26 protein-coding genes are annotated in these 22,935 nt (G+C 62.9%); 15 read left to right on the top strand and 11 right to left on the bottom strand.

All coding sequences use genetic code 11. The features are described from left to right. Nucleotides 1-15: 15 nt before the first annotated feature. A complete protein-coding gene (gene gcvT / locus QRN54_RS18030; RefSeq protein WP_042921858.1) occupies nt 16-1,116 on the bottom strand; it encodes a glycine cleavage system aminomethyltransferase GcvT in 1,101 nt (366 codons plus the stop codon). 158 nt (nt 1,117-1,274) lie between these two features. On the opposite strand from gcvT, the gene QRN54_RS18025 reads away from it, so the two are divergent. Then, complete coding sequence (locus QRN54_RS18025; protein WP_007730044.1) at nt 1,275-2,792, top strand: leucyl aminopeptidase; 1,518 nt, start codon at nt 1,275-1,277, stop codon at nt 2,790-2,792. Nucleotides 2,793-2,847: 55 nt separating this feature from the next. Here QRN54_RS18025 and QRN54_RS18020 read toward each other — a convergent pair whose 3' ends face one another. Continuing rightward, nucleotides 2,848-3,198 (bottom strand): hypothetical protein, encoded by a 351-nt coding sequence (locus tag QRN54_RS18020; RefSeq protein ID WP_003941713.1) that lies wholly within the window; start codon nt 3,196-3,198, stop codon nt 2,848-2,850. Between the two features lie 364 nt (nt 3,199-3,562). Here QRN54_RS18020 and sucB point away from each other — a divergent pair, with 364 nt between their 5' ends. The 5 genes from sucB to QRN54_RS17995 all read left to right on the top strand — a co-directional run bounded on the left by sucB (nt 3,563) and on the right by QRN54_RS17995 (nt 9,004). Next, nucleotides 3,563-5,311: a 2-oxoglutarate dehydrogenase, E2 component, dihydrolipoamide succinyltransferase gene (sucB, locus tag QRN54_RS18015; RefSeq protein WP_058039509.1), complete on the top strand. Its 1,749-nt coding sequence runs from the start codon at nt 3,563-3,565 to the stop codon at nt 5,309-5,311. 120 nt (nt 5,312-5,431) lie between these two features. After that, nucleotides 5,432-6,319: a TIGR01777 family oxidoreductase gene (locus QRN54_RS18010; RefSeq protein ID WP_003941584.1), complete on the top strand. Its 888-nt coding sequence runs from the start codon at nt 5,432-5,434 to the stop codon at nt 6,317-6,319. Between the two features lie 29 nt (nt 6,320-6,348). Further along, the gene (gene lipB / locus QRN54_RS18005; RefSeq protein ID WP_285182726.1) at nt 6,349-7,110 is read left to right on the top strand and encodes a lipoyl(octanoyl) transferase LipB; all 762 of its coding nucleotides are present in this window, start codon (nt 6,349-6,351) and stop codon (nt 7,108-7,110) included. 51 nt (nt 7,111-7,161) lie between these two features. Beyond that, nucleotides 7,162-8,172 carry a lipoyl synthase gene (gene lipA, locus QRN54_RS18000; protein ID WP_003941610.1) on the top strand — a complete coding sequence of 337 codons (1,011 nt, stop codon included), beginning with the start codon at nt 7,162-7,164 and terminating at the stop codon, nt 8,170-8,172. A 76-nt stretch (nt 8,173-8,248) separates the two neighbouring features. Continuing rightward, nucleotides 8,249-9,004: a DUF4191 domain-containing protein gene (locus tag QRN54_RS17995; protein ID WP_003941625.1), complete on the top strand. Its 756-nt coding sequence runs from the start codon at nt 8,249-8,251 to the stop codon at nt 9,002-9,004. Nucleotides 9,005-9,075: 71 nt separating this feature from the next. On the opposite strand, the gene QRN54_RS17990 is transcribed toward QRN54_RS17995, so the two are convergent. Then, nucleotides 9,076-9,549: an RDD family protein gene (locus tag QRN54_RS17990; protein WP_003941579.1), complete on the bottom strand. Its 474-nt coding sequence runs from the start codon at nt 9,547-9,549 to the stop codon at nt 9,076-9,078. A gap of 213 nt (nt 9,550-9,762) precedes the next feature. On the opposite strand from QRN54_RS17990, the gene glnA reads away from it, so the two are divergent. Further along, complete coding sequence (gene glnA, locus QRN54_RS17985) at nt 9,763-11,199, top strand: type I glutamate--ammonia ligase (RefSeq protein ID WP_003941609.1); 1,437 nt, start codon at nt 9,763-9,765, stop codon at nt 11,197-11,199. 144 nt (nt 11,200-11,343) lie between these two features. Here glnA and QRN54_RS17980 read toward each other — a convergent pair whose 3' ends face one another. Both QRN54_RS17980 and QRN54_RS17975 read right to left on the bottom strand, forming a co-directional pair. Continuing rightward, nucleotides 11,344-11,964 (bottom strand): YdeI/OmpD-associated family protein, encoded by a 621-nt coding sequence (locus QRN54_RS17980; RefSeq protein WP_285182725.1) that lies wholly within the window; start codon nt 11,962-11,964, stop codon nt 11,344-11,346. A 122-nt stretch (nt 11,965-12,086) separates the two neighbouring features. Further along, nucleotides 12,087-13,052, bottom strand: a complete 966-nt coding sequence (locus QRN54_RS17975) for a helix-turn-helix transcriptional regulator (protein WP_285182724.1) — start codon at nt 13,050-13,052, stop codon at nt 12,087-12,089. 110 nt (nt 13,053-13,162) lie between these two features. Here QRN54_RS17975 and QRN54_RS17970 point away from each other — a divergent pair, with 110 nt between their 5' ends. Next, a complete protein-coding gene (locus QRN54_RS17970) occupies nt 13,163-14,104 on the top strand; it encodes an alpha/beta fold hydrolase (protein ID WP_285182723.1) in 942 nt (313 codons plus the stop codon). 42 nt (nt 14,105-14,146) lie between these two features. Here QRN54_RS17970 and QRN54_RS17965 read toward each other — a convergent pair whose 3' ends face one another. The 3 genes from QRN54_RS17965 to QRN54_RS17955 all read right to left on the bottom strand — a co-directional run bounded on the left by QRN54_RS17965 (nt 14,147) and on the right by QRN54_RS17955 (nt 15,734). After that, nucleotides 14,147-14,464 carry a hypothetical protein gene (locus QRN54_RS17965; protein ID WP_285182722.1) on the bottom strand — a complete coding sequence of 106 codons (318 nt, stop codon included), beginning with the start codon at nt 14,462-14,464 and terminating at the stop codon, nt 14,147-14,149. Nucleotides 14,465-14,783: 319 nt separating this feature from the next. Then, a complete protein-coding gene (locus QRN54_RS17960; RefSeq protein WP_285182721.1) occupies nt 14,784-15,242 on the bottom strand; it encodes a DUF5994 family protein in 459 nt (152 codons plus the stop codon). Nucleotides 15,243-15,338: 96 nt separating this feature from the next. Then, nucleotides 15,339-15,734: a PPOX class F420-dependent oxidoreductase gene (locus tag QRN54_RS17955; protein WP_042445944.1), complete on the bottom strand. Its 396-nt coding sequence runs from the start codon at nt 15,732-15,734 to the stop codon at nt 15,339-15,341. A gap of 187 nt (nt 15,735-15,921) precedes the next feature. On the opposite strand from QRN54_RS17955, the gene QRN54_RS17950 reads away from it, so the two are divergent. The 5 genes from QRN54_RS17950 (at nt 15,922) to QRN54_RS17930 (ending at nt 19,311) form a co-directional block, all read left to right on the top strand. Further along, complete coding sequence (locus tag QRN54_RS17950) at nt 15,922-17,109, top strand: inorganic phosphate transporter (RefSeq protein ID WP_047270833.1); 1,188 nt, start codon at nt 15,922-15,924, stop codon at nt 17,107-17,109. Between the two features lie 14 nt (nt 17,110-17,123). Further along, a complete protein-coding gene (locus QRN54_RS17945; RefSeq protein WP_003941641.1) occupies nt 17,124-17,405 on the top strand; it encodes a hypothetical protein in 282 nt (93 codons plus the stop codon). 34 nt (nt 17,406-17,439) lie between these two features. Further along, nucleotides 17,440-17,766: a DUF3349 domain-containing protein gene (locus QRN54_RS17940; protein ID WP_003941653.1), complete on the top strand. Its 327-nt coding sequence runs from the start codon at nt 17,440-17,442 to the stop codon at nt 17,764-17,766. 11 nt (nt 17,767-17,777) lie between these two features. Next, on the top strand, nt 17,778-18,116 hold the full coding sequence (locus QRN54_RS17935) for a DUF3349 domain-containing protein (RefSeq protein WP_003941618.1): 339 nt from the start codon (nt 17,778-17,780) through the stop codon (nt 18,114-18,116). Between the two features lie 151 nt (nt 18,117-18,267). Next, a complete protein-coding gene (locus QRN54_RS17930) occupies nt 18,268-19,311 on the top strand; it encodes an alpha/beta hydrolase (protein WP_193777185.1) in 1,044 nt (347 codons plus the stop codon). Nucleotides 19,312-19,383: 72 nt separating this feature from the next. Here QRN54_RS17930 and QRN54_RS17925 read toward each other — a convergent pair whose 3' ends face one another. Next, nucleotides 19,384-19,776 (bottom strand): VOC family protein, encoded by a 393-nt coding sequence (locus QRN54_RS17925; protein WP_209447548.1) that lies wholly within the window; start codon nt 19,774-19,776, stop codon nt 19,384-19,386. 56 nt (nt 19,777-19,832) lie between these two features. On the opposite strand from QRN54_RS17925, the gene QRN54_RS17920 reads away from it, so the two are divergent. Further along, a complete protein-coding gene (locus QRN54_RS17920) occupies nt 19,833-20,612 on the top strand; it encodes a helix-turn-helix domain-containing protein (RefSeq protein WP_285182720.1) in 780 nt (259 codons plus the stop codon). A 2-nt stretch (nt 20,613-20,614) separates the two neighbouring features. Further along, on the top strand, nt 20,615-20,965 hold the full coding sequence (locus tag QRN54_RS17915; RefSeq protein ID WP_042921879.1) for an inorganic pyrophosphatase: 351 nt from the start codon (nt 20,615-20,617) through the stop codon (nt 20,963-20,965). Here QRN54_RS17915 and QRN54_RS17910 read toward each other — a convergent pair. Together QRN54_RS17910 and thiM are read right to left on the bottom strand one after the other, a co-directional pair. Continuing rightward, the gene (locus QRN54_RS17910) at nt 20,958-22,067 is read right to left on the bottom strand and encodes an LLM class flavin-dependent oxidoreductase (protein ID WP_007735443.1); all 1,110 of its coding nucleotides are present in this window, start codon (nt 22,065-22,067) and stop codon (nt 20,958-20,960) included. The two genes, QRN54_RS17915 and QRN54_RS17910, sit on opposite strands and share 8 nt — an antisense overlap. Further along, complete coding sequence (gene thiM / locus QRN54_RS17905; RefSeq protein ID WP_214514269.1) at nt 22,067-22,912, bottom strand: hydroxyethylthiazole kinase; 846 nt, start codon at nt 22,910-22,912, stop codon at nt 22,067-22,069. The genes QRN54_RS17910 and thiM overlap by 1 nt, the downstream gene beginning before the upstream one ends. Nucleotides 22,913-22,935: the final 23 nt, after the last annotated feature.

Raw genomic sequence — 22,935 nt, 5'->3', positions numbered from 1 at the left:
ACGTGAAAAAGCTCTCTACTTGGTGTTGGTCTCCACGAACGGAGGAGACACCACGACGCACCGAAGAGCACGACCACGGACGTCGACTTCGATCTCGTCGCCGGCCGAGACATTGGCACCGGAATCGAGGAGCGCCAACGCAATTCCCACTTTGAGCGAGGGCGAAAACGTCCCCGAGGTGGTCTCGCCGATTGCCTCGCCGTCACGCAGAACACCGAGGCCGGCACGAAGCACGCCGCGATCGAGAGCCTTGATCCCCCAGAGTTTGCGAGCCGGGCCGGCAGCCTTCTCGTCGGTCAAGGTCTCTTTGCCCCAGAATGTCGGCTTCTTCCAACCGATCGCCCATCCGCAGCGCGCTTCGAGCGGAGAAATCTCGAGCGAAAGCTCATGCCCGTGCAGCGGATACCCCATCTCGGTACGAAGAGTGTCACGGGCGCCGAGTCCTGCGGCCTGCCCACCCTCGGCGCGCACTGCCTCGAGAAGCGCGCGGAACAACGGCTCGCTGTCGTCCCACCGCGGCAGGAGTTCGTAGCCGACCTCACCGGTGTAACCGCTGCGGCACACACGAACAGGCACGCCGTTCCATTCCGCATCTTCGTACGCCATGTACTCGATCTCGGTGGGAAGTCCCAGAGCGGTCAGAACCGCCACCGATTTCGGACCCTGCACAGCCAGCACACCGTAGGCACGATGCTGATCCTCGACGGTGATTCCGTCCGGTGCCACAGCGACCAGAGCCGCAACGACGTCCGCGGTATTGGCTGCGTTCGGGACGAGGAAGATCTCGTCGTCGCTGACGTAGTACGCAATGAGGTCGTCGATGACACCACCGGACTCGTTGCAGCACAACGTGTACTGAGCCTTACCCGGCCCGATCTTGTTCAGGTCGTTGGTCAGTGCGGAGTTCACGAATTCCGCGGCGCCCGCGCCACGCACGACGGCCTTGCCGAGGTGACTGACGTCGAAGAGTCCGACATTCTCACGCACAGAGGTGTGTTCGGCCACGACGCCGGCGTACGAAACCGGCATCTGCCACCCCCCGAACGGCGCGAACGTCGCGCCGAGTTCGACGTGGACGGGGTGGATCGGGCCCTGCAACAGTTGTTCGTCGGTCATGGCCCACAACCTATCGGACTTCGCCGATCGAAACATGTCCGCAGCGAGAGCTCACCCGGCCGTGACGATCGCCCGTCCGCAAACTGCAAAGGGCCTAACATCGACTCAGGCATCCGCCAGAACCGGACGCATCGCACACTCACCTCACAGGAGACACCTTGAGCACTCGCACAGCCCGATCGTTGGGACCCGACCTCGTTCTCGCCGGCACAGTCGCCAAGCGCGCAGAGATACTGGTCGTCGGTCTGACGTCGGGTCCGGACGGCCCCGAAATCGCACTCAGCGAAGGCATCGTCGCCGAAGACGTACTCGCCGAGATCCTCGACAGCCTCATCGCCGTCGGCGCCACCGGCAAGCCCGAGCAGCTCACTCGTGTCCCGGCACCGAGCGAACTGTCGGTCACCAGCGTTCTCGCCGTCGGACTCGGCTCTGCCGACAAGCTCGGCAGCGAGCAGATCCGTAAGTCCGCCGGCGCCGCAGCTCGCTCGTTGTCCGGCATCGACACCGTCGCAACCACGCTCTCGATCCTCGACCTCGGTGCAGCCGCCGAGGGATTTGCGTTGGGCGCGTACAGCTTCACCGAATTCAAGTCGTCCATGACGGCTCCCGGTCCCGATTCGCAGCCACTGGCCCGCGTCGAACTTCTGGTGCCGTCGCCGCGCACGAAGGAGACCAAAGCGACGCTGGCACGGTCGGCTGCCATCGCCGAGGCCGTCGCCACCGCACGCGAGTTCGTCAACACTCCCCCGAGCCACCTCTACCCCGCCGAGTTCGCCGCGCGCGCGAAGGCACTGGGCGTCGAGGCCGGGCTCACCGTCCAGGTTCTCGACGAGAAGGCACTCGAGAAGGGTGGCTACGGCGGAATCATCGGCGTCGGCAAGGGCTCGTCACGCCAGCCGCGTCTCGTCCGCCTCGAATACGCGTCGAAGAAGCGTGGTGCCCGCAAGGTCGCACTGGTGGGTAAGGGCATCACCTTCGACACCGGCGGAATCTCCATCAAGCCCGCCGCCGGTATGGAGAACATGACCTCGGACATGGGCGGCGCCGCAGCCGTCATCTCCACCGTCGTGCTTGCCGCCAAGCTCGGCCTGCCCGTCAACGTCGTCGCATACGTACCGATGGCCGAGAACATGCCGTCCGCGACCGCCCAGCGTCCCGGCGACGTGCTGACCCAGTACGGCGGAATCACCATCGAGGTCGTCAACACCGACGCCGAGGGCCGTTTGATTCTTGCCGACGCGATGGTTCGCGCGGGTGAGGACAATCCCGACTACATGATCGACACCGCCACCCTGACCGGTGCGCAGATGGTCGCGCTCGGCAACCGCACCCCCGGAGTCATGGGCACCGACGAGTTCCGTGACCGCGTCGCCTCCATCTCGCAGAGCGTCGGCGAGAACGGCTGGGCCATGCCGCTGCCGGAGGAATTGCGCGGAGATCTCGACTCCAAGGTCGCCGACATGGCCAATGTCACCCCACACCGCTGGGGCGGCATGCTGGTCGCAGCTCACTACCTCAAGGAATTCGTTCCCGAGGGTGTCCAGTGGGCGCACATCGACGTCGCGGGTCCGGCCTACAACACGTCAGGGCCGTGGGGTTACACCGGCAAGGGCGGTACCGGCGTTCCCGTTCGCACGATGATCTCGGTCCTGGAGGACATCGCGGTAAACGGCTGACCCCTTGCTGTGCGCCTTTATTAACCCCCCGCGGTTAATAAAGGCGCACAGCAGTTCAGGCGCCGTCGCGTAATTCCTGCTCTCGGGCCCGCTTGCGTTCGATTCGCTTACGTTCGTCGTGATCGCGCATACGCTGCGGATATCCCGTCTTGCGGACGTCGTAGACCGGGATCTTCAAGTCTTGTCCCAATTTGCGGGCGCCACGTTCGCCGCCGACACGACGACGAGTCCACTCCCCGTCCTTCGCAACCAGGACGACGGTCACCTCGGTCACCGTCGTCTGCGGTTCCACATAGGCCTCGACGCCTTCGTGCGAGTGCGCCCAATTCGCCAGATGATCCGCATCACTTTGCGCTGCGGCCTGAGCCGCACTTGGCGGACGCTTGAAACGATCGAACAGTCCCACGGTCGTACCCTCCTCGGTACCGACGCCGCGGATGCACCCCGGCGATATGTCAAGTTTGCCAGGCGATGTCCGTTGTGCCTGCGCACGACATACCGTTTGGTCCGCTTACGACGTTACAGCCGGACCCCCGACGCATACCTACTCGCCAGTAGCCGACACACCCGAAACGGACGGCATCCCCCTCATCGGACACGCCCGGCGTATCAATGGAAAGATGAACGACGGTGACGCCGCGCCCGCGCGTCGACATCGGCAAAATAGCTACAAGTAGCCGCACGTCGCGCGCCACTCGAGCACAATGCATTACGACCACAAGTCGACAAAATTCAACAACCCGAACACAACTGTCGAGGAGTCAAAAGACATGGCCTTCTCCGTCCAGATGCCAGCCCTAGGTGAGAGCGTCACCGAGGGAACTGTCACACGGTGGCTCAAGCAGGAAGGAGACACGGTCGAAGTCGACGAACCCTTGCTCGAAGTCTCCACGGACAAGGTCGACACCGAGATTCCGTCTCCCGTCGCCGGCGTCCTGACCAAGATCGTCGCGCAGGAAGACGACACCGTGGAAATCGGTGGCGAGCTCGCCCAGATCGGTGAAGCCGGCGAAGCCGCAGCACCCGCGGCAGAGGCACCCGCCCCCGCCGCCGAGGAAGCTCCCGCCGAGGAAGCGCCGGCTGCCGAAGCTCCCGCTGAAGAAGCTCCCGCTGCCGAGGCACCCGCCGCTTCGAGCGGTTCCGCTGAAGGTACCGCCGTGACGATGCCCGCCCTCGGCGAGTCCGTCACCGAAGGTACCGTCACCCGTTGGCTCAAGGCTGTCGGCGACGAGGTTGCCGTCGACGAGGCGCTGCTCGAAGTCTCGACCGACAAGGTCGACACAGAGATCCCGTCCCCCGTCGCCGGAATCCTGCTCGAGATCAATGCGCAGGAAGACGACACCGTCGAGATCGGTGGCCAGCTGGCCGTCGTCGGATCCGGCGCACCCGCCGCGGCTCCGGCACCCAAGGCCGCTCCCGCAGCACCGGCCGCACCCCCTGCCCCCAAGGCTGAAGCACCGAAGGCCGAAGCACCCAAGGCTGAAGCACCCAAGCCTGCTGCCGCACCGGCCGCACCCGCTCCGAAGCCTGCTGCGGCTCCCGCACCGGCGGCCGCACCCGCAGCTTCCGGCGACAGCAGCCCGTACGTCACCCCGCTCGTGCGCAAGCTCGCAACGGACAACGGCGTCGACCTCGCGACCGTCACCGGCACCGGCGTCGGCGGCCGCATCCGCAAGCAGGATGTGCTCGCCGCTGCGGAGGCCAAGAAGGCTCCCGCCGCCGCTGCTCCTGCTGCAGCACCCGCGGCCGCACCGGCCGCCACCGCAGCCGCAGGCGTCCGACCCGAACTGGCACACCTGCGTGGAACCACGCAGAAGGCCAACCGTATTCGGCAGATCACGGCCACCAAGACACGTGAGTCGCTGCAGAACACCGCTCAGCTCACGCAGACCTTCGAGGTGGACGTCACCAAGATCGTCGCCCTGCGGGCCCGTGCCAAGGCCGGCTTCATCGAGCGCGAAGGCGTCAACCTGACGTTCCTTCCGTTCTTCGCCAAGGCAGTCGTCGAGGCGCTGAAGTCGCACCCGAACATCAACGCAAGCTACGACGAGGCTGCCAAGCAGATCACCTACTACGACGCTGAGCACCTCGGCATCGCAGTGGACACCGATCAGGGCTTGCTCTCCCCCGTCATCCACAACGCCGGCGATCTCGGCCTGGCCGGCCTGGCCCGCGCCATCGCCGACATCGCCAAGCGTGCACGCTCGGGTGGCCTGAAGCCGGACGAGCTCTCGGGTGGCACCTTCACCATCACCAACATCGGCAGCCAGGGCGCGCTGTTCGACACCCCGATCCTGGTACCGCCGCAGGCGGCCATGCTCGGAACCGGCGCGATCGTCAAGCGCCCGATGGTGGTCACCGACGAGAACGGCAACGAGTCCATCGGCGTTCGCTCGATGATCTACTTGCCGCTGACCTACGATCACCGTCTGGTCGACGGCGCCGACGCCGGCCGATTCCTCACCACTGTGAAGCAGCGGTTGGAAGAAGCCTCGTTCGAAGCTGATCTGGGCCTGTAAGCAACTGCTCGGCCGGCCGGGGCGTCATCTCCATCAGGAGGTGGCGCCCCGGCTTTTTCAGTACGGTCGGAGATATACGTTCGGATATCGAAGCACGCTGAATCGAAGGAGGCTTTCCGAATGCGAGTAGTCATCGCCGGCTCGTCCGGTTTGATCGGAACGGCCTTGGTGTCATCGTTGCGCTCCGACAACCACGACGTGGTGCGTCTGGTGCGACGCTCGACCGCCGGCCCCGACGAATCGCGTTGGGACCCGGACCACGACCGTCTGGACCTCTCCGTCCTGCAGGGCGCCGACGCCGTCGTGAACCTCTGCGGCGTCGGCATCGGCGACAAACGGTGGTCGGGTTCCTACAAGCAAGCGATCCGTGACAGCCGCATCGTCGCGACCGACGTCTTGGCCGAAGCGGTCGCGAGTCAGAAGGTTCCCGTCCTCGCCAACGCGAGCGCCGTCGGCTATTACGGCGACACCGGCGACAAGATCGTCGACGAGGATTCGCCGGCAGGCACAGACTTTCTCGCCACGACGTGTCGCGATTGGGAACTTGCCACCGAACCGGCGCGTGCGGCGGGTGCCCGCGTCGTCAATCTGCGGTCCGGCGTCGTGATTTCACCTCATGGGGGCATGCTCGGTCGGCTTCGGCGCCTTTATTCGTTCGGCCTCGGCGGGCGACTGGGCAACGGTCGCCAGTACTTTCCGTGGATCTCACTCGAGGACGAGTGCGACGCGATCAAGTTCGCGCTCACGAATTCCGAACTCTCCGGTCCCGTCAACCTGACCGGTCCGGCCCCTGTCACCAATGCCCAGTTCAATGACGCCATGTCCCGTGCGGTCCACCGCCCGGCTCCCTGGATCGTTCCCGGGTTCGCACTCGAAGCGTTGATCGGAGAATTCGCCAAGAGCGGCATCCTCGGTGGCCAGCGCGCCATTCCCGCAGCTTTGGAAAAGGCGGGATTCTCTTTCCGCCACAACACGATCGGCGAAGCGCTGGCGGCCGCACTCGGTTGATTCCGAAGTCGGGCGTAATCTCTACGTCCATGAGCAGCGCTGCCGTTTCCGCCCGGTTCTCGAAACTGCCGATCGCCGTCGAGCAACTCGGTTCGATCGACTACAACGCCGCGTGGGACCGCCAGCGTGAGCTCGCGGCAGTGCGGGCGGACGACATCGGACCGGACACGCTACTGCTCCTCGAACACCCGCCGGTGTACACGGCAGGACGACGCACGGAACCCGAAGATCGTCCCGTCGACGGCACGCCTGTCATCGACGTCGACCGCGGCGGGAAGATCACCTGGCACGGCCCCGGCCAGCTGGTGGGATATCCGATCGTGAAACTGGCCGAGCCCATCGACGTGGTGCGGTATGTCCGACGCATCGAGGAAGCACTGATCACGGTGTGCACGGACCTCGGCCTGAACTGCGGGCGCATCGACGGCCGCTCCGGCGTCTGGCTGCCCGCCGAACTCGCAAACGGGCAATGGAAGCCCGAGCGCAAGGTTTCTGCCATCGGCGTGCGCGTCCAACGGGGCGTGGCACTGCACGGCTTCTCCTTGAACTGCAATTCGGTCCTGACCGGATTCGACAACATCATTCCCTGCGGCATCCGTGACGCCGGGGTCACGACGCTGTCGCAGGAACTCGGTCGCGACGTCACCGTGGACGAAGTCACTCCCGCTGTGACCGAGGCAGTGATCGCTGCTCTCGACGGAACCATGCCCGTCACCGAACGGAACGTCGAGCGCGTCACCTTCGAAAGCGCCTCGCCTACTCCGACTTTTACTACCGTTCAGTACAGCTGACGGGCTCGCCCGAACCCCGTTGCAGTAATCACCGGGCGTAGGATCACTGTCGTGACTATCGCCCCAGAAGGACGTAAGCTGCTCCGTCTCGAGATCCGAAACGCGGAGACGCCCATCGAACGCAAACCCAACTGGATCAAGACCCGAGCAAAGATGGGCCCCGAGTACACAGAGCTCAAGGGCCTGGTCAAGCGTGAAGGTTTGCACACCGTCTGCGAGGAAGCGGGCTGCCCCAACATCTACGAATGCTGGGAAGACCGCGAAGCCACGTTCCTGATCGGCGGCGAGCAGTGCACACGCCGCTGCGACTTCTGCCAGATCGACACCGGCAAGCCCGAAGCCCTCGACCGCGACGAGCCCCGTCGCGTCGCGGAAAGCGTTCAGGCCATGGGCCTTCGGTACTCCACGATCACCGGCGTCGCCCGCGACGACCTCCCCGACGGCGGCGCCTGGCTCTACGCCGAGACCGTCCGCAAGATCCACGAACTCAACCCGGGCACCGGCGTCGAGAACCTGGTTCCGGACTTCAACGGCAAGCCCGAACTGCTCGACGAGGTCTTCGCCTCACGCCCCGAGGTCCTCGCACACAACCTCGAGACCGTCCCCCGCATCTTCAAGCGGATCCGTCCGGCATTCCGGTACCAGCGCAGCCTCGACGTCATCACCGCAGCACGCGACTACGGACTGGTCACCAAGTCCAACCTGATCCTCGGCATGGGCGAAACCCCTGAAGAGGTCACCGAGGCGATGGCAGATCTCCACGCCGCCGGTTGCGACATCCTCACCATCACCCAGTACCTTCGACCCTCGCCCCGGCACCACCCCGTCGAGCGGTGGGTCAAGCCCGAGGAGTTCGTCGCACACTCCAAGGCTGCAGAAGAGATGGGCTTCGCCGGCGTCATGGCCGGTCCGTTGGTTCGCTCGTCGTACCGCGCCGGCCGCCTGTATGCGCAGGCCATGGCACATCACGGCCGTGAACTTCCCGAGGCGCAGCGTCATCTGACCGAGGGCGGCGACGCTTCCCAGGAAGCCAGCTCACTCATGGCGCGCCTGAATCGCTGATCCACTTTTTGCTGTGCGCCTTTATTAACCGCGGGCGGTTAGTAAAGGCGCACAGCAATGGACGTATCCTGGGTACATGGCGAACGGCAGCAAATCCGGTAAGGGCAAACCCACCAAAGAGGCAAAGGCTGCAGCGAAGGCTGCCCGCAAGCAGGCTTCCAAGGAACGTAGAACTCAGCTCTGGCAGGCATTCCAGATGCAGCGCAAGGACGACAAGCTCCTCCTGCCGCTGATGATCGGCACCCTCGTCGGTGCGGCTCTGGTCTTCTTCCTGGTCGGCCTCATCTGGGGCCTTCAGTGGTTCCTGCTGCCGATCGGCATCGTTCTCGGTCTCCTCGGCGCCTTCATCATCTTCGGTCGTCGCGTCCAAAAATCGGTGTACAAGAAGGCTGAAGGTCAGGCCGGTGCCGCTGCGTGGGCGCTCGACAACATGCAGGGTGCGTGGCGCGTCACGAATGCCGTCGCCGGCACTACCCAACTCGATGCCGTTCACCGCGTCGTCGGACGGCCGGGTGTCATCCTCGTCGCCGAAGGTTCGCCGCAACGCGTCAAGGGCCTCCTCGCGCAGGAGAAGAAGAAGACTGCCCGCCTCATCGGCGACACCCCGATCTACGACATCATCATCGGAAACGACGAGGGCCAGGTTCCGCTCTCGCAGCTCCAGCGCTACTTGAACAAGTTGCCCCGCAACATCGACACCAAGCGCATGGACAACATCGAAGGTCGCCTCGCTGCGCTCAGCGCACGCGGCGGCGGAGCAGCGCTTCCCAAGGGCCCGATGCCCGGAGGCGCGAAGATGAAGGGAATGCAGCGAACCATTCGTCGTCGCTGACACTCCCCCACAGCAAACGAAAGACCCGGGCCCATACGGACCCGGGTCTTTCTTCGTTCGAGAAGTTTGTGTCAGCGCGATTTCACGAGCAAAGTGCCGGTCGCGCGGTCCTGCATACCGCGACCGTCGATGTCGGTGATGGTCGCGGGAATCACGAACACAAGCAGTGCCTGACGTCCGAGCGCGCGCACGAAGCCCACTCGGATCGGGCCTTCGATACGCGCAACCTGAAGTCCGAGGACGAACTGCCCCGGGGTGAAGTTGAACAGAGCCACGGTGACGACACCGACGGCGAACCACACCATCAGCGTGACAGTCGAGGTCATACCGTCGAAGAAGTCACCGGTGATGAGCGAGGCCACTCCCACAGCCATCACCCAATCCACCAACAGTGCCGCGATACGACGGCCCGAACCGACCAGCGAACCCGGACCCTCCTGAGGGAAACCGAGGAGCTCGCCACGGTACGACTGCTCACGGCCGTCCGCGCTCTTCGGCAAAGCTGCTTGCGGCCCAGAGAGCCAAGTTCCGGTGATACGTGCCATGCTGTCCAGGATAGGCGTCGCAGCACCGTAGTCCAGATTTGCCGGGTTTTAACTGTGTGGCCGGTCACATGGACTTCGGAAATCCCCAGGATGCTGCGACGCGTAACACTGCCGAAACAAAGGGTTGACGAGCGGGCAACACCAGCTCCCTACCGTCTGCCTCGACGGATTCAACCGACATCACTTGGCTGAAGCGACTTAAGGAGCACAAGCGTGGCGTTCACCACGGCCGAAGAGGTCATCAAGTACATCGCGGACGAGAACATCGAGTACGTCGACATTCGGTTCAGCGACCTGCCCGGCGTCCAGCAGCACTTCTCGATCCCGGCGTCTGCTTTCAACCAGGACGTGTTCGAGGACGGCCTCGCATTCGACGGATCTTCGGTCCGCGGATTCCAGTCGATCCACGAGTCCGACATGATGTTGCTTCCCGACGTCACCACGGCGCAGATCGACCCCTTCCGCAAGGCGAAGACCCTCAACATCAACTTCTTCGTGCACGACCCGTTCACCCGTGAGTCCTACAGCCGCGACCCGCGCAACGTTGCCCGCAAGGCCGAGGAGTACTTGGTCAGCACCGGCATCGCGGACACCGCATTCTTCGGCGCCGAGGCCGAGTTCTACATCTTCGACTCGGTTCGCTACGACTCCGGCATGAACTCCGCTTTCTACGAACTGGATTCCATCTCCGGTTCCTGGAACACCGGCGCAGAGACCAACGCCGACGGCTCCCCGAACCTCGGCTACAAGGTTCGCGCCAAGGGTGGCTACTTCCCCGTCGCTCCGTACGACCACTACGTGGACCTGCGCGACGAAATCTCCACCAACCTGACCAACGCAGGCTTCGAGCTCGAGCGCGGCCACCACGAGGTCGGCACCGGCGGACAGCAGGAGATCAACTACAAGTTCAACACGCTGCTCGCAGCTGCTGACGACCTGCAGCTGTTCAAGTACATCGTCAAGAACACCTGCTGGCAGCACGGCAAGTCCGCAACCTTCATGCCGAAGCCGCTCTTCGGTGACAACGGCTCGGGCATGCACGTCCACCAGTCCCTGTGGAAGGACGGCAAGCCCCTCTTCCACGACGAGTCCGGCTACGCAGGCCTCTCGGACATGGCGCGCCACTACATCGGCGGCATCCTGCACCACGCTCCGTCGCTGTTGGCCTTCACCAACCCGACGATCAACTCGTACCACCGTCTGGTGCCGGGCTACGAAGCCCCCATCAACCTCGTGTACAGCCAGCGCAACCGCTCGGCAGCTGTCCGTATCCCGATCACGGGCAACAACCCGAAGGCAAAGCGTCTCGAGTTCCGCGCACCCGACTCCTCGGGTAACCCGTACCTCAACTTCGCTGCACAGATGATGGCCGGCCTGGACGGCATCAAGAACAAGATCGAGCCGATGGCTCCGGTCGACAAGGACCTCTACGAGCTTCCCCCGGAGGAGGCTCGCAACATCCCGCAGGCTCCGACCAGCCTCGAGACGGTCATCAACCGCCTCGAAGCCGATCACGAGTACCTGACCGAGGGTGGCGTCTTCACCACCGACCTGATCGAGACCTGGATCTCGCTCAAGCGTGAGCAGGAAATCGCTCCGGTCAACCTGCGTCCGCACCCGTACGAGTTCGAGCTCTACTACGACGTGTGATCCGCATCCTGACGTAAGTCAGACCTGCGAGTACCGAGTCCACCCGTCCCGCTTCTGCGGGGCGGGTGGACTTGTTTCGGTCCGAGGGAAACCCCTCGGACAGATGATGACCGGCCTTCATACCGGACGCGGTCGAATCGCGGATCAGCTGCGGGCACGTTGACCGATGGCCGCATTGTTGACGATATGGGCGATTCGACCTGCCCGTGTTGCGTCTCGAGCGGCACTGACGATCCACCACAGCATCTGTTTGCGGGCGCTGGGCGGAAAACTGTCCCAGTTGCTTCGCGCTTGCGTGTCCAGGTCCAGCGCCGCCTGCAAGTCAGATGGTTCCTCGAGGTCTTCGACTTGGTCGAGAATCGTCCACCAACCAGTGGATTTCGCGGCAGCAATGGCACCACGACCAGCAGCGGTCATGAGGCCACGCGCCTCCATATCAGCTGCGCGTTCGCGGTTGAGTCGGGTCCAGGAACTCTTGCGTCTCCGCGGTGTGAACAGTTGCAAATTGCGCTCTTCGTCGAAGACGGTGTTGGTGGAATCGATCCACCCAAAGCAGATCGCTTCCTCAACGGCCTGAGGGTAGGGGCAGCGTGGTCGGCTGGTGGTGGTGCGCCAGGAGCACAACCACACCCCACGGCCTGACGTGTGATTGTCCGTCAACCAAGTTCGCCACTGTTCGCGAGTCTCGGCGTGGATGATCGGGTAGTCGAACTTCCACGTCTGGGGGTGGACGGAAGCCGGCGGCGATGATTTCGAATCGGTCACTTACTCTCCAAGCCTAGAGGGAATCGGATACGTGTCTCGATAGACGAGTGGCCTGCGCAGGGAACACGTCCCCGCGGCAACTTGGACGTGAATGGTCTTGTCGCGCAATCCTCTTCTGACTGTCATGGTGGCGAGACCTTGAGGTGAAGGGCGAGCCGACTGACGGCGTCGGCGAGCTCGGTTGGTTCGATGACGACCACTGGGGCGGTGAGCGCAATGCGCGCAACCGTCATGGCGAGCCTGCCGAGATCCTCGCTGCGGATCTGGACAAGGCAGCGGTCCGCTGCCACCTCGATCGGTGTGTGGTCAATCCATCTGAGTACGCCCGCGAGGTCGGCGAACGTGGCTTCGATGGCAAGTTTTGCATCGTGGTGACGGGGTGGCGAGCCCACTGATCTCGCGACGAAGCCTGCCGCGTCACCGCCCGGTATCTCGCGGGGAGTGAAATGACTGCCTGCCAGCCAGGGCTCCGAGAGCCGGTCCAGTCGAAATGTTCGCCAATCCGAACGATGGTGGTCCCATGCTACGAGATACCAACGACGTCCCGCCGTGACAAGGCGGTGCGGCTCGACGAGCCGTCTGCTGCTCTCGCCATCACCTCGCCGGTAGTCGAAACGAACGTGCTCGTGGTCACGACATGCCGCAGCGAGCACACTGAGTGCTTCGGGATCGACGATGTCGTCATCTGCCCGCCGTATGGAACTGACGCTCGAATGCAATGCCGACACACGTCGGCGAAGTCGATGGGGCAGGAGTGTTTCGATCTTCGTCAGCGCGCGCAGCGACGTTTCTTCGATGCCGCCGATGGCGGCCTCGGCGGCGTAGCGCAGTCCGACGGCTACGGCCACGGACTCGTCATCGTCGAGGATCAAGGGCGGCACGTGCGCCCCCGTTGCAAGTCGGTAGCCCCCGTATTTTCCGGACGTGGAATCGACCGGATAGCCGAGGTCGCGTAGGCGATCGATGTCGCGGCGTACCGTCCGCTGCGTGACATCGAGTCGTGCGGCAAGTTCGGCACAGTGCCAGAAGCGATGAGTCTGAAGGAGCGAGAGCAGTTGCAGTGCTCGGCCTGTGGGATCGTTCCGCATTTCTTCAGATTGCCAGCGATCTAGGACTTTATGTGTCCACGATGCTCCCTATCGTCGGAGCAACCGGTCGATCCAGACACGAGATCGGTACTCGACTCAAAGGAGCATCCGTGAATCCATCCGACTTCCCCAGGCCCGTCCTCATCCCAGTGAACGGCGTGGAACTCGAAGTCTTCGAAGCAGGGCGACACAATGCCGGGAAACCCATCGTGTTGTGTCACGGATGGCCAGAGCACGCCTATTCCTGGCGATACCTGATGCCCGCCCTTGTCGAGGCGGGCTACCACGTCATCGTCCCGAACCAACGCGGCTACGGCAATTCGTCACGTCCGACCGATGTGACGGACTATGACATCGAACATTTGGCGGGTGATCTCATCGCACTACTCGATCACTACGGCTACGAAGATGCCACCTTTGTCGGTCACGATTGGGGCGCCTTTGTCGTGTGGGGCCTGACCCTGTTGCACCCGGACCGGGTAAACAAAGTGATCAACCTGAGCCTGCCCTACCAGGATCGCGGAGAGCAGCCGTGGATTGAGTTCATGGAAGCCGTGCTTGGCGGTGATTTCTACTTCGTCCATTTCAATCGACAGCCGGGCGTTGCGGACGCGGTGTTCGAAGACAACACCTTCCGGTTCCTCCGCAACCTGTACCGGAAGAACGAACCCATCAGGGAGCCTGAGCCGGGTATGGCGCTGATCGATCTCGCCAGAGCAGAGACACCACTCGGTGAGCCCCTGATGAGCGATAGCGAATTGGCCGTTTTCGTCTCCGCCTTCGAATCGGCAGGATTCACGGGCAGTGTGAACTGGTACAGGAACCTTGACCGCAACTGGCATTTGCTGGCGGAGGTGGACCCGATCATCCAACAGCCCGCACTCATGATCTACGGCGACCGTGACGCGATCGCGAGAGCTGAGAACCTGACAGAGTTCGTGCCCAATGTGGAAGTAGTCAATCTCGACTGCGGTCACTGGATCCAGCAAGAAAGACCCGAAGAGACCAACCAAGCGATCTTGAACTGGCTGCAGCGGCAGGATGCCACATAGTTTCAAGGCTAGGTGCGGGCTCAGTGAAAATGTCAGTCTCATTCAAGTCCAGTAGGGGGCTTGATCCGGACCGACCTTCTTCGAGATTTGGCGAGAGCGTCGGTAAACAAACCATGCACTCAACCCGACGATGGGCACAAGCCAAATCCCGACAGAGAAGGCGACAGCGCGCCACACACCGACTCGCCCGGACACGGAAACCACATCGGCCGTTCCGACAAGACACAGGGAAATCCAAATCAAGGCGAGAATGAATCCGCCGCCGTACAGAAGAAAGAATGCTTCGAATCCGTCCATGCAGTCCATTCCACTGTCGGCGCAGTCCTGAAGCCCAGCCGCACCGAGTAGGGAAATGTTCACGGTGGCGATGCTACGGGCCAGGGCGTCCCGAACTGCCGAACAAGCGGGCGGATTCGGCGATGCGAACGCCGCTCAGCCCGAACAGAGTAGAAGCCCCACCCCCGTGGGGAGGGCGGGGCTTCCTCTGGTCCGGCGCTCACGCACAGTGGGAGGGTGGTGGACATGCCGGACCGACGACACGGCAGGGAGTCAAGCTGCCGCGCCCAAGCGCTGACCTGAAGGAATGCGCCTGAGATCGTGGTTACGAGAACCATCAAACCAGACAAACTGGACGCATGTTCAGGAATCGAGGGATTCGACCCCGCACGTCAGAAAAATCTCACTGCACCCGATAGGTTTCGCTGCGGCCAGGATCAACCAACCGCCGCATGATCTCGTACGCGCGGTCCGGATCCGTGTACGGCGGAATCATCATCAGAACGAGTTGACGACCATAGATGTCGTCGAGATACATCAAATCGTGGGGCTGGCCAGGGTACGGACCCCGCACTTCCAGTCCGTCGACCTCGTCGATACGACGCTGCGCGCTGCTGATCATGTTCCAGTCGAACGCAACCCGCGCGATCGGCCCCAACCTCAGCGAAAGTGCGGATATCAGATCGTGAAGCTCCGCCGTGACGTTCGTGGTCCACGGGAACCACGCGCCGTCAACCGATGCCTTGACGGCACCTTGCCCACGAAGCAGGAATCGCGGAGTCCGCGTCGGCGACGGGAAAGGTTGCCCGACATGGCGCTGCGGCGCTTCCATTGCATAGTCGAGAGTGCTGATGTGCGCCATGACGAGGCTCCTTGACGGAGGATTCGTGGAACCGTCAGGCAGAGGTGCCCGGTCGTGGGTTCCATACCTTCAGACTACTCCGCTACGCAATCCCGACTACGCATCGACGGAAATGATCACGCCGGTGTCGCCGTACGGGAACGGACCATTACCGATGTGACCGAGGGTGTTGAAGAATTTCGAAATAGGCACCATCACACCGTATTTCGCTTTGACTTTGCTGCGAATCTCGTCGAATTCAGCTCCACCGCTCACCAACTGAGCGGTCCCGGTGACCGGCGACGCACCGTCGGCAACCTTTCCGCGGTTGTTGCACGGCACCACGGTGACGCGTGGGTTGTTCCGCAGACGCTTGGCCTTACCCGACTTCGAGGAAGTCCAGAAGCCGATACGTCCGTCAGGCAGAGGCACGACCCACGTCGGCGTGGCTACGCCGTCACCGCTCTTACGGAATGTGGTGACCGAGATCGTCTTCTCTTCGCCCAGGGACATGAAACGAGCGTATGCCTCCACAACCTCCACGACCATGCACGCGAATGAATTTTCTCTACCCCAGGAGTTTCAAAACGGACAATTATCCGGACGAAGGTGAACAACAGGTGCCGAGTGGTGGAAATGTCGCGGAACGACCACGTCTGAGGTCGATTTGAGGCCCGGAGGTGTTGGAACATGACTTCTCGTGAATGCGGAACTCATCGTTCTCCTCGTCGTCGTCGTAACCGCTCTGGGGTTCGACTTCACCAACGGTTTTCATGACACTGGCAACGCTATGGCCACGTCGATTGCAACCGGCGCCCTCAAGCCCAAGGTGGCAGTCGCTCTGTCTGCTTCCTTGAACCTGGTCGGAGCTTTCCTCTCGGTAGAGGTTGCTGCCACCGTGGCCAAGGGCGTGGTGAACCTCGGAAATGTGGGTGGCCAAGCGCTGCTCACCATCGTCTTCGCCGGCCTTGTCGGCGGCATCATCTGGAACCTGGCAACGTGGTTGCTCGGCATCCCCTCGAGTTCCTCACACGCGCTGTTCGGCGGACTGATCGGCGCCGCCATCGCGTCCCTCGGAATGAGCGGTGTCGCCTGGAGCGGCGTCCTCAGCAAGGTTGTCATCCCCGCAGTTCTCGCGCCCGTCGTGGCCGGCTTGGTTGCCGCGGCCGGCACCTGGCTCATCTACCGCATCACCTCCAACGTCGGAGAAGAAACCAAGGACAAAGGTTTCCGACTCGGCCAGATCGGTTCGGCTTCACTCGTTTCCCTCGCCCACGGCACCAACGACGCACAGAAGACCATGGGCGTCATCTTCCTCGCCCTGGTCGCCCACGGAACCATCTCCGCCGACGCGGACATGCCGTTCTGGGTCAAGCTCACCTGTGCGCTCGCGATCGCTGCCGGAACCTACCTCGGCGGTTGGCGAGTCATCCGCACTCTCGGCAAGGGACTTGTCGAGATTGCCGCACCACAAGGCATGGCAGCCGAAGCATCCTCTGCTGCAATCATTCTCACCTCCAGCCACCTCGGCCTTCCGCTCTCCACCACTCATGTGGCGACGGGTTCCATCATGGGAACCGGTCTGGGACGCAAGGGCGCCGAGGTTCGTTGGGGCGTCGCCGGACGTATGGCGGTCGCCTGGTTGATCACTCTCCCGTCCGCTGCGATCGTCGGCGCTCTGTGCTGGGGACTGGCCGACATCGTCGGCGGCCTGCCCGGTGTCCTGGTCGTCTTCGCCGTGCTCATCGCGTTGGCCGGCTGGATGTACCTGCGCTCCCGCAAGGAGCCCATCGATCCGAGCAACGTCAACGCCGAGTGGGACGGCGGCCTGGTACCCGCAGAGGTCCCCGGTCCGGACGCCCGCGTCACCACCGACGTCAAAGCCTGAAAGAGGGAATCGACATGGATATCTTGAAAAACACCGTCGACTCGCTCTGGCAGGTCGTACTGGTCGGCCTCCTGCTGGGCGCCGGACTACCGGCGATCTTCGCAATCGGCCTGAAGTCGCTCGACGCCGGACAACGTGGCAGTGGCGGCGGGAGCACTGCCGTCGCGGCTCGCAGTCCGTTGGCCGTGGCAGGCGCAGTGGTGTGCTTCGCGGTCGTGCTCATCGCGATCGTCACCGGAATCCTCTTCATCATGCAGGGCTTCCTCAGCCACACATTCGGCATCGAGATCTTCTGATCCCGTGCGCCCTCACGAGCGGAAAGACATCACCGTGACTGCACCGACTCCATCCCTTCCTCAATCCATTCTTGACTGGCTTCGCGCCGGCTACCCCGAAGGCATACCGCCCAAGGACCGCATTCCGCTGGTCGCATTGCTACGACGCAAACTCTCGGACGCGCAAATTCGAGACATTGCCATCGGCGCTGCACTCGCAGAACTGAGCGACGTCAACAGCGACCAGGTGATCTCGAGCGACGAGATCAGCGCTCAGATCGCCGATCTGACGAGCCAGACTCCCTCGGACGAGGACATCGCGCGCGTTGCCTCCGTCCTTGCTGCCGCCGGGTGGCCCCTCGCTGATCTCGACAACCACTGAAGCTCGATTCGTTGAGTCTTCCACCACTTCTGGCTTCGATACTCGGCTGGCTGCGTGCCGGGTATCCGAACGGTGTGCCGGAGCAGGACTACGTCCCTTTGATGGCCCTGCTCCGGCGACAACTGTCCGACGACGAGATCGCCGTTCTTGCTGACGATCTCGTCGCCGGCTTTCCGCTTCCGGTCGATCCGATCGACTTTCCCGGTTCGGTCGATCCGATCGACATCGGCGTCCTCATCACCAAGGTCACCGACGATATTCCGCACGAATCGGACGTCGCTCGGGTGCGTGAACACTTGATTCGTGGAGGTTGGCAAATCGAGGCGCAACCTCCGGTCGACGACGCCTGACGGCATTACGGTAAATCAGACCAGTTTGATAACGAACCGGTAACGGTGCCGTCGAGGTCAATACAGACCACTTAGTGTCATAAGGAATTCCGCGCCTCGGGGGGCTCGGTCGGATTTCGGTGTGCAAGCACCTTTGGGGCGGGAGTGATACATGCACGAGGCTCAAACAGATTTGGCGAAGAACCCAGATATTTCGAACCCGGATCTTTCGAGAAACCGTATTTCGAAACGAATCAAGCGTCGGATCCTGGGCCTCGCAGCGACAGCACTCGCACTCCCCCTGACCGCAGGCCTGATCAGCGGATCGGTAGCGACCGCAGCGCCCGCGCGTACCGCCCCGGCCGGTGGCTACGAGGAAGTGTTCGTAGACTCGTCGATGGGACCGATCAAGGTTCAGATCCAGTGGGCTTCGCGCGGCGGCAACGCGGCACTCTATCTTCTCGATGGCCTACGAGCACGCGACGACCGAAACGCATGGAGTTTCGAGACCAACGCTCTCGAGCAGTATCGCGGCGACAACGTCACCCTGGTCATGCCGGTCGGCGGGCAGTCCAGCTTTTACTCCGACTGGTATGCGAACAGCAATTTGAATCGCCAGCCGGTCACGTACAAATGGGAAACCTTCCTCACCCAGGAACTTCCCGCCTATCTGGAATCGCGCGGCGTCTCCCGAACCAACAACGGCGTGCTCGGACTGTCCATGGGTGGCAGCGCGGCACTGACGCTAGCCGCCTACCACCGCGATCAGTTCAAGTTCGCCGGTTCGCTCTCGGGATACCTCAACATCTCAGCTCCAGGCATGCGTGAGGCGATCCGGGTGGCCATGGTCAGCGCCGGGTCCTTCAATGTCGATGCAATGTGGGGACCGCCGTGGAACCCCGCTTGGCTCCGCAACGATCCCTTCGTGTTTGCACCCGAACTGGCTGGGCTCTCGCTGTACATATCCGCTGCGAGCGGCCTGCCCGGGCAGTTCGATCAACCGCGTCGGCCCGTCGACTTCGTGAATACCGGAAGTGCCATCGGGCTCGAGGCCCTTGCCTTGATGAACTCACGGGCATTCCAACTGCGCATGAACTCCCTGGGAATTCCGGCAACGTACAGCTTCCCGGCCAACGGCACTCATTCGTGGCCGTACTGGGGTGCAGAACTGTGGAAGGCCCGAGGCCAGATCCTCGACACCCTGAACGCTTGGTGAACTGACAACGACTCGATCACCGACAACCGCAGGCCCCGACCGATATTCGTTCGGGGCCTGCGTCGTTCGAATTCAGAGCGCGGCAAAGAGATCCACGGTATTGCCGTCGGGATCGAGAAGAACGGCGTAACGCTGCCCCCATACGGCGTCGAAGGGCGCCTTGTGCCCGGGGAAGTCGGCTGTCATGCGCTGATACGCCTCGTCTACTGCGGCGGGAGTCCCGAAATCGAAGGCCAAAGCGACGGGGTGTCGACCTTCCCCGACAGCGAAGTCCGGATCGAAGCTCGTGATGGTGGACAGCGCGTCCCAGGCCAGCCGAAGCCCACTGTCGAAAGTGAACTCCACGTGTGGAGCGTCAGCGGGTGTTTCCGGAATGTCGAGCCCGAGGGTTCGGTAGAACGCGAGGGAACGCGCGAGATCGTTGGTGACGATTCCGACGAGATCGAGTCTCGGAGAGACGGACACGGTATTTCTCCTGTTTCGGGTCGAGAAGTGATCGGCGAGTGTGTGACGATGATCTGATGACCGGCACTGACACCCTCGCTCTTGACGGTAGTCGGACGGTAGCGTCGAGTCTTGAACAAAACGGCCACACCTATGTCGAGACTTGGATCACCGGTTCGGCCGGCCTCTTCAGTTGCACGTGGAAAAGCACTACCGACCCCCATGCGCCCACGGAAGCAAAGCGGATTCTTCCCGATCTCTGCGCCGACTTCATCGTCGACAGCACCGGAAAGTCGTGGCTCGTCGGACCTGCCACCGGTGCCGATCTGGTTTCGGTCGCCGCCGGTACAACCATGTGGGGCATCCGGATCAATCCACCGGCTCTGCGGAGCCTGCTCGGCACAGCTGCCGACGCGGTGCAGGATTCGAAGATCGCCATCGACGACATCCTCACTTCCAGACAAGCGCGGGTACTTGCCGACGCCCTGCGCCACGAGGCAGTCGACGCACACCTACTGGGCCAGTTGTGGCGCGGACTGGAACCCGACCACGGAATCGAGCGTGGTTACTCCGCGCTCATCTCCTCCCCTTCCACGCCGACACGAGAGATTGCTGCAGACCTCGGTGTTTCCGAACGTCATTTCAGACGATCGATCACGTCAGCGGTCGGGCTGTCCCCCAAACTGATTCAGAAGGTGCAACGAATGCAGGACGTGTTGACTCTCAGCCGCGGCGCAAAACTCACGCTGTCGTCGCTGGCCGGTCGCGCCGGCTACGCCGACCAAGCCCACCTCGCACGCGATACGCGTGCACTGGCAGGTCTGACACCGACTCAGCTACTGCGCGAGCACCGGTAACGATGAGCGAAGATCTGTTCGCCGCCCTCGATCACCTGGCTGCCACGTCAGCTGTCGTGATCGATCGCCCCCGAGGGTCGGCACACCCGCGGTACCCCGATGCGATCTATCCGCTCGACTACGGCTATCTCGACGGCACGGTCAGCGCGGACGGCGACGGGATCGATCTGTTCCGAGGCTCGGCCGTCGGCAACGGTGTTGTCGCCGTGGCCGTTGTTGCCGACATCGTCAAGAAGGACGTGGAAGTCAAGATCCTTCTCGAATGTACTGCGTCTGAAATCGACACTGCCACAGCATTTCTCCGCGACGTTCTAGGTCTCGGTGCCACTGTCTTGCGGCGCGCCGTCAGCTGAGTTCGTCGAATCGCGGAACAAGATGCTCCGCAACCCACTTCGCTTCCTCGATCAGAGGCCAACCTGCCAGGATCAGTGCAGTCAAACCGGTTCGGCTGCGAAGCGTCCGTACCGAGTCCGTGATCGAATCCGGATCGCCGACGTAGTACACGGCCGATGACCCGGTGCCGAAGATGTCGAGGGGTGACCACGCCGTGATACCCGCGTACAGCCCGTCACCGACGTACAACTCCTCCGGTTCCGGAAGTCGGCCGGAGGCAATCTTGTCCGCCCAACCCTGCCGCTGAGCGTCGCGGGCGGTGAAGGTCTTGAGGTCTTGCTTCCCCTGAGTACGACGACGCACTGCGTTGTCCAAGACATGAGCGATCTGCTCGACGCCCGTCTTCTCGAACAACGAACGGAACCGGTCGTGCGCCTGCGCCTTGGTGGGGCGAACGATCACACCGGTGAGCGCACCGAAGTCGGTGAACTCGCGCCCGGCTGCCTCCGCCGCCGCCCGTGCGGCAGAGAATTTGTCTTCGATGAACGAAGTCTCGCGCAGCATCGCCAAGTAGGTGTCGAGCACCTTGCCTGAATTCGCCAGGCCTGCAGGCGAATCACCGGTACCCCACAGCGGAACCTGATGCCCAGCGGGCGCATCGATACGCAGTGGTGTGTTGGGAAAGTTCGACTCCGTGCCTTCGGCGTAGATGCGGCGGAAGTCCGCCCAGTACTGCTCCCCCAACTCGTAACGCTCGTCGTGGGGCACGTTCATGTCGTACTTGGTCAGGATGTTCTCGCGTCCGTTGACCGAGTTGATCAACAGTCGGCCGCCGCTGAAGGCGTCGAAAGTCAATGCCTTCTCCGCCAGCAGTCGCGCCGGCGTCATGTTCGCGTAGACGGCGACGAGGAACTTCATGCGCGTGGTGTGCGCTGCCGCCCACGTCGCCGAGATGAACGGATCGTTCGGCCAGGTGGCAACAAGCGCACCTTCGAATCCGCCGTCGTCGATGGTCTTCGCGAGCTCGATCTGCCTGGCCCCGTCCACGGGGAACAGCCCACCGGGGCTCCACGGGTAGTCCCCGTCGGCCTGGGTGAGATACCAGAATGTCTTGATGCCCATCAGTTCTGCACTCCAGCCGGCAGGTCGAACGATTCGATTCGGGCACGTGAGCGGATGGTGTCCGCATTCACGTTGTAGAGCGCGTCGAGGTACGCGACCGCGAAAGAACCGGGGCCCGAGGCATTTTCCTCGGCGATCTCCGATGCCACGGCAACATGCGTGTGCGCGGCAACCAATCCGTCCAGCGCGGTCGACGTGACGGCGAGGTAGGCGGCGACAAGACCGCCCAGAGAGCAACCGGTACTGGTCACGCGCGGCAACAGTGCGCTGCCACCGGAGACTCGGATGCCCCGAACGTCACCGCCCGCATCGCGGCCGACGATGTAGTCGACCGGTCCGGATGCCGACACGGCATCTGCATGCTTCAAGAGTGACAGAGCGGCGGGCACTGCGTCGGCGGAATCGGAGGCACTGTCGACGCCGCGGGTGTCACCGCCGAGTCCGGCCAGAGCGATGATCTCCGACGCGTTCCCCCGGATTGCGCTGGGGTGAAAGCGCAACAAGTCCACAGCGATACCGCTCCGCCAGGGTAGTCCGCCGACACCGACGGGATCCAAAACCCATGGCGTACCGGCAGTTCGGGCCGCTTCTGCTGCTATCAGGAAAGCTTCGGCTGTCCCGTCGTCCGGCGTTCCGAGGTTGACGAGCACTCCCCCGGCGATGGCAGCGAACCCACCCGCTTCGTGGACGTTGTCGATGTGAGCGTTGCTTGCGCCGGCGGCGAGCAGAACATTGGTCAAGAAGTTCGCAGAAACGATGTTGGTCAGCGACTGGACGAGCGGTACCTGATCGCGGAGTGCGTCGATCGCCGACGCGACGGTTTCGACAGAGACAGTGTCAGACATGAGAATTCCTTCAGGACGGGAGG

Origin of the sequence: Rhodococcus sp. MEB032 (assembly GCF_030208925.1) — a bacterium.
GTDB classification, from domain to species: domain Bacteria; phylum Actinomycetota; class Actinomycetes; order Mycobacteriales; family Mycobacteriaceae; genus Rhodococcus_F; species Rhodococcus_F qingshengii.
The sequence above is the reverse complement of the archived record's forward strand: the minus strand, read 5'-3'. Positions and strand labels throughout refer to the sequence as shown.

What these genes read in the sequence shown, in the direction of transcription:
- gcvT (WP_042921858.1), bottom strand. Translation starts at nt 1,116, where the DNA reads ATGACCGACGAACAACTGTTGCAGGGCCCGATCCACCCCGTCCACGTC.
- sucB (WP_058039509.1), top strand. Translation starts at nt 3,563, where the DNA reads ATGGCCTTCTCCGTCCAGATGCCAGCCCTAGGTGAGAGCGTCACCGAG.
- QRN54_RS18010 (WP_003941584.1), top strand. Translation starts at nt 5,432, where the DNA reads ATGCGAGTAGTCATCGCCGGCTCGTCCGGTTTGATCGGAACGGCCTTG.
- lipB (WP_285182726.1), top strand. Translation starts at nt 6,349, where the DNA reads ATGAGCAGCGCTGCCGTTTCCGCCCGGTTCTCGAAACTGCCGATCGCC.
- QRN54_RS17995 (WP_003941625.1), top strand. Translation starts at nt 8,249, where the DNA reads ATGGCGAACGGCAGCAAATCCGGTAAGGGCAAACCCACCAAAGAGGCA.
- QRN54_RS17990 (WP_003941579.1), bottom strand. Translation starts at nt 9,549, where the DNA reads ATGGCACGTATCACCGGAACTTGGCTCTCTGGGCCGCAAGCAGCTTTG.
- QRN54_RS17975 (WP_285182724.1), bottom strand. Translation starts at nt 13,052, where the DNA reads ATGCGGAACGATCCCACAGGCCGAGCACTGCAACTGCTCTCGCTCCTT.
- QRN54_RS17960 (WP_285182721.1), bottom strand. Translation starts at nt 15,242, where the DNA reads ATGGCGCACATCAGCACTCTCGACTATGCAATGGAAGCGCCGCAGCGC.
- QRN54_RS17955 (WP_042445944.1), bottom strand. Translation starts at nt 15,734, where the DNA reads ATGTCCCTGGGCGAAGAGAAGACGATCTCGGTCACCACATTCCGTAAG.
- QRN54_RS17945 (WP_003941641.1), top strand. Translation starts at nt 17,124, where the DNA reads ATGGATATCTTGAAAAACACCGTCGACTCGCTCTGGCAGGTCGTACTG.
- QRN54_RS17930 (WP_193777185.1), top strand. Translation starts at nt 18,268, where the DNA reads ATGCACGAGGCTCAAACAGATTTGGCGAAGAACCCAGATATTTCGAAC.
- QRN54_RS17920 (WP_285182720.1), top strand. Translation starts at nt 19,833, where the DNA reads ATGACCGGCACTGACACCCTCGCTCTTGACGGTAGTCGGACGGTAGCG.
- QRN54_RS17915 (WP_042921879.1), top strand. Translation starts at nt 20,615, where the DNA reads ATGAGCGAAGATCTGTTCGCCGCCCTCGATCACCTGGCTGCCACGTCA.
- QRN54_RS17910 (WP_007735443.1), bottom strand. Translation starts at nt 22,067, where the DNA reads ATGGGCATCAAGACATTCTGGTATCTCACCCAGGCCGACGGGGACTAC.
- thiM (WP_214514269.1), bottom strand. Translation starts at nt 22,912, where the DNA reads ATGTCTGACACTGTCTCTGTCGAAACCGTCGCGTCGGCGATCGACGCA.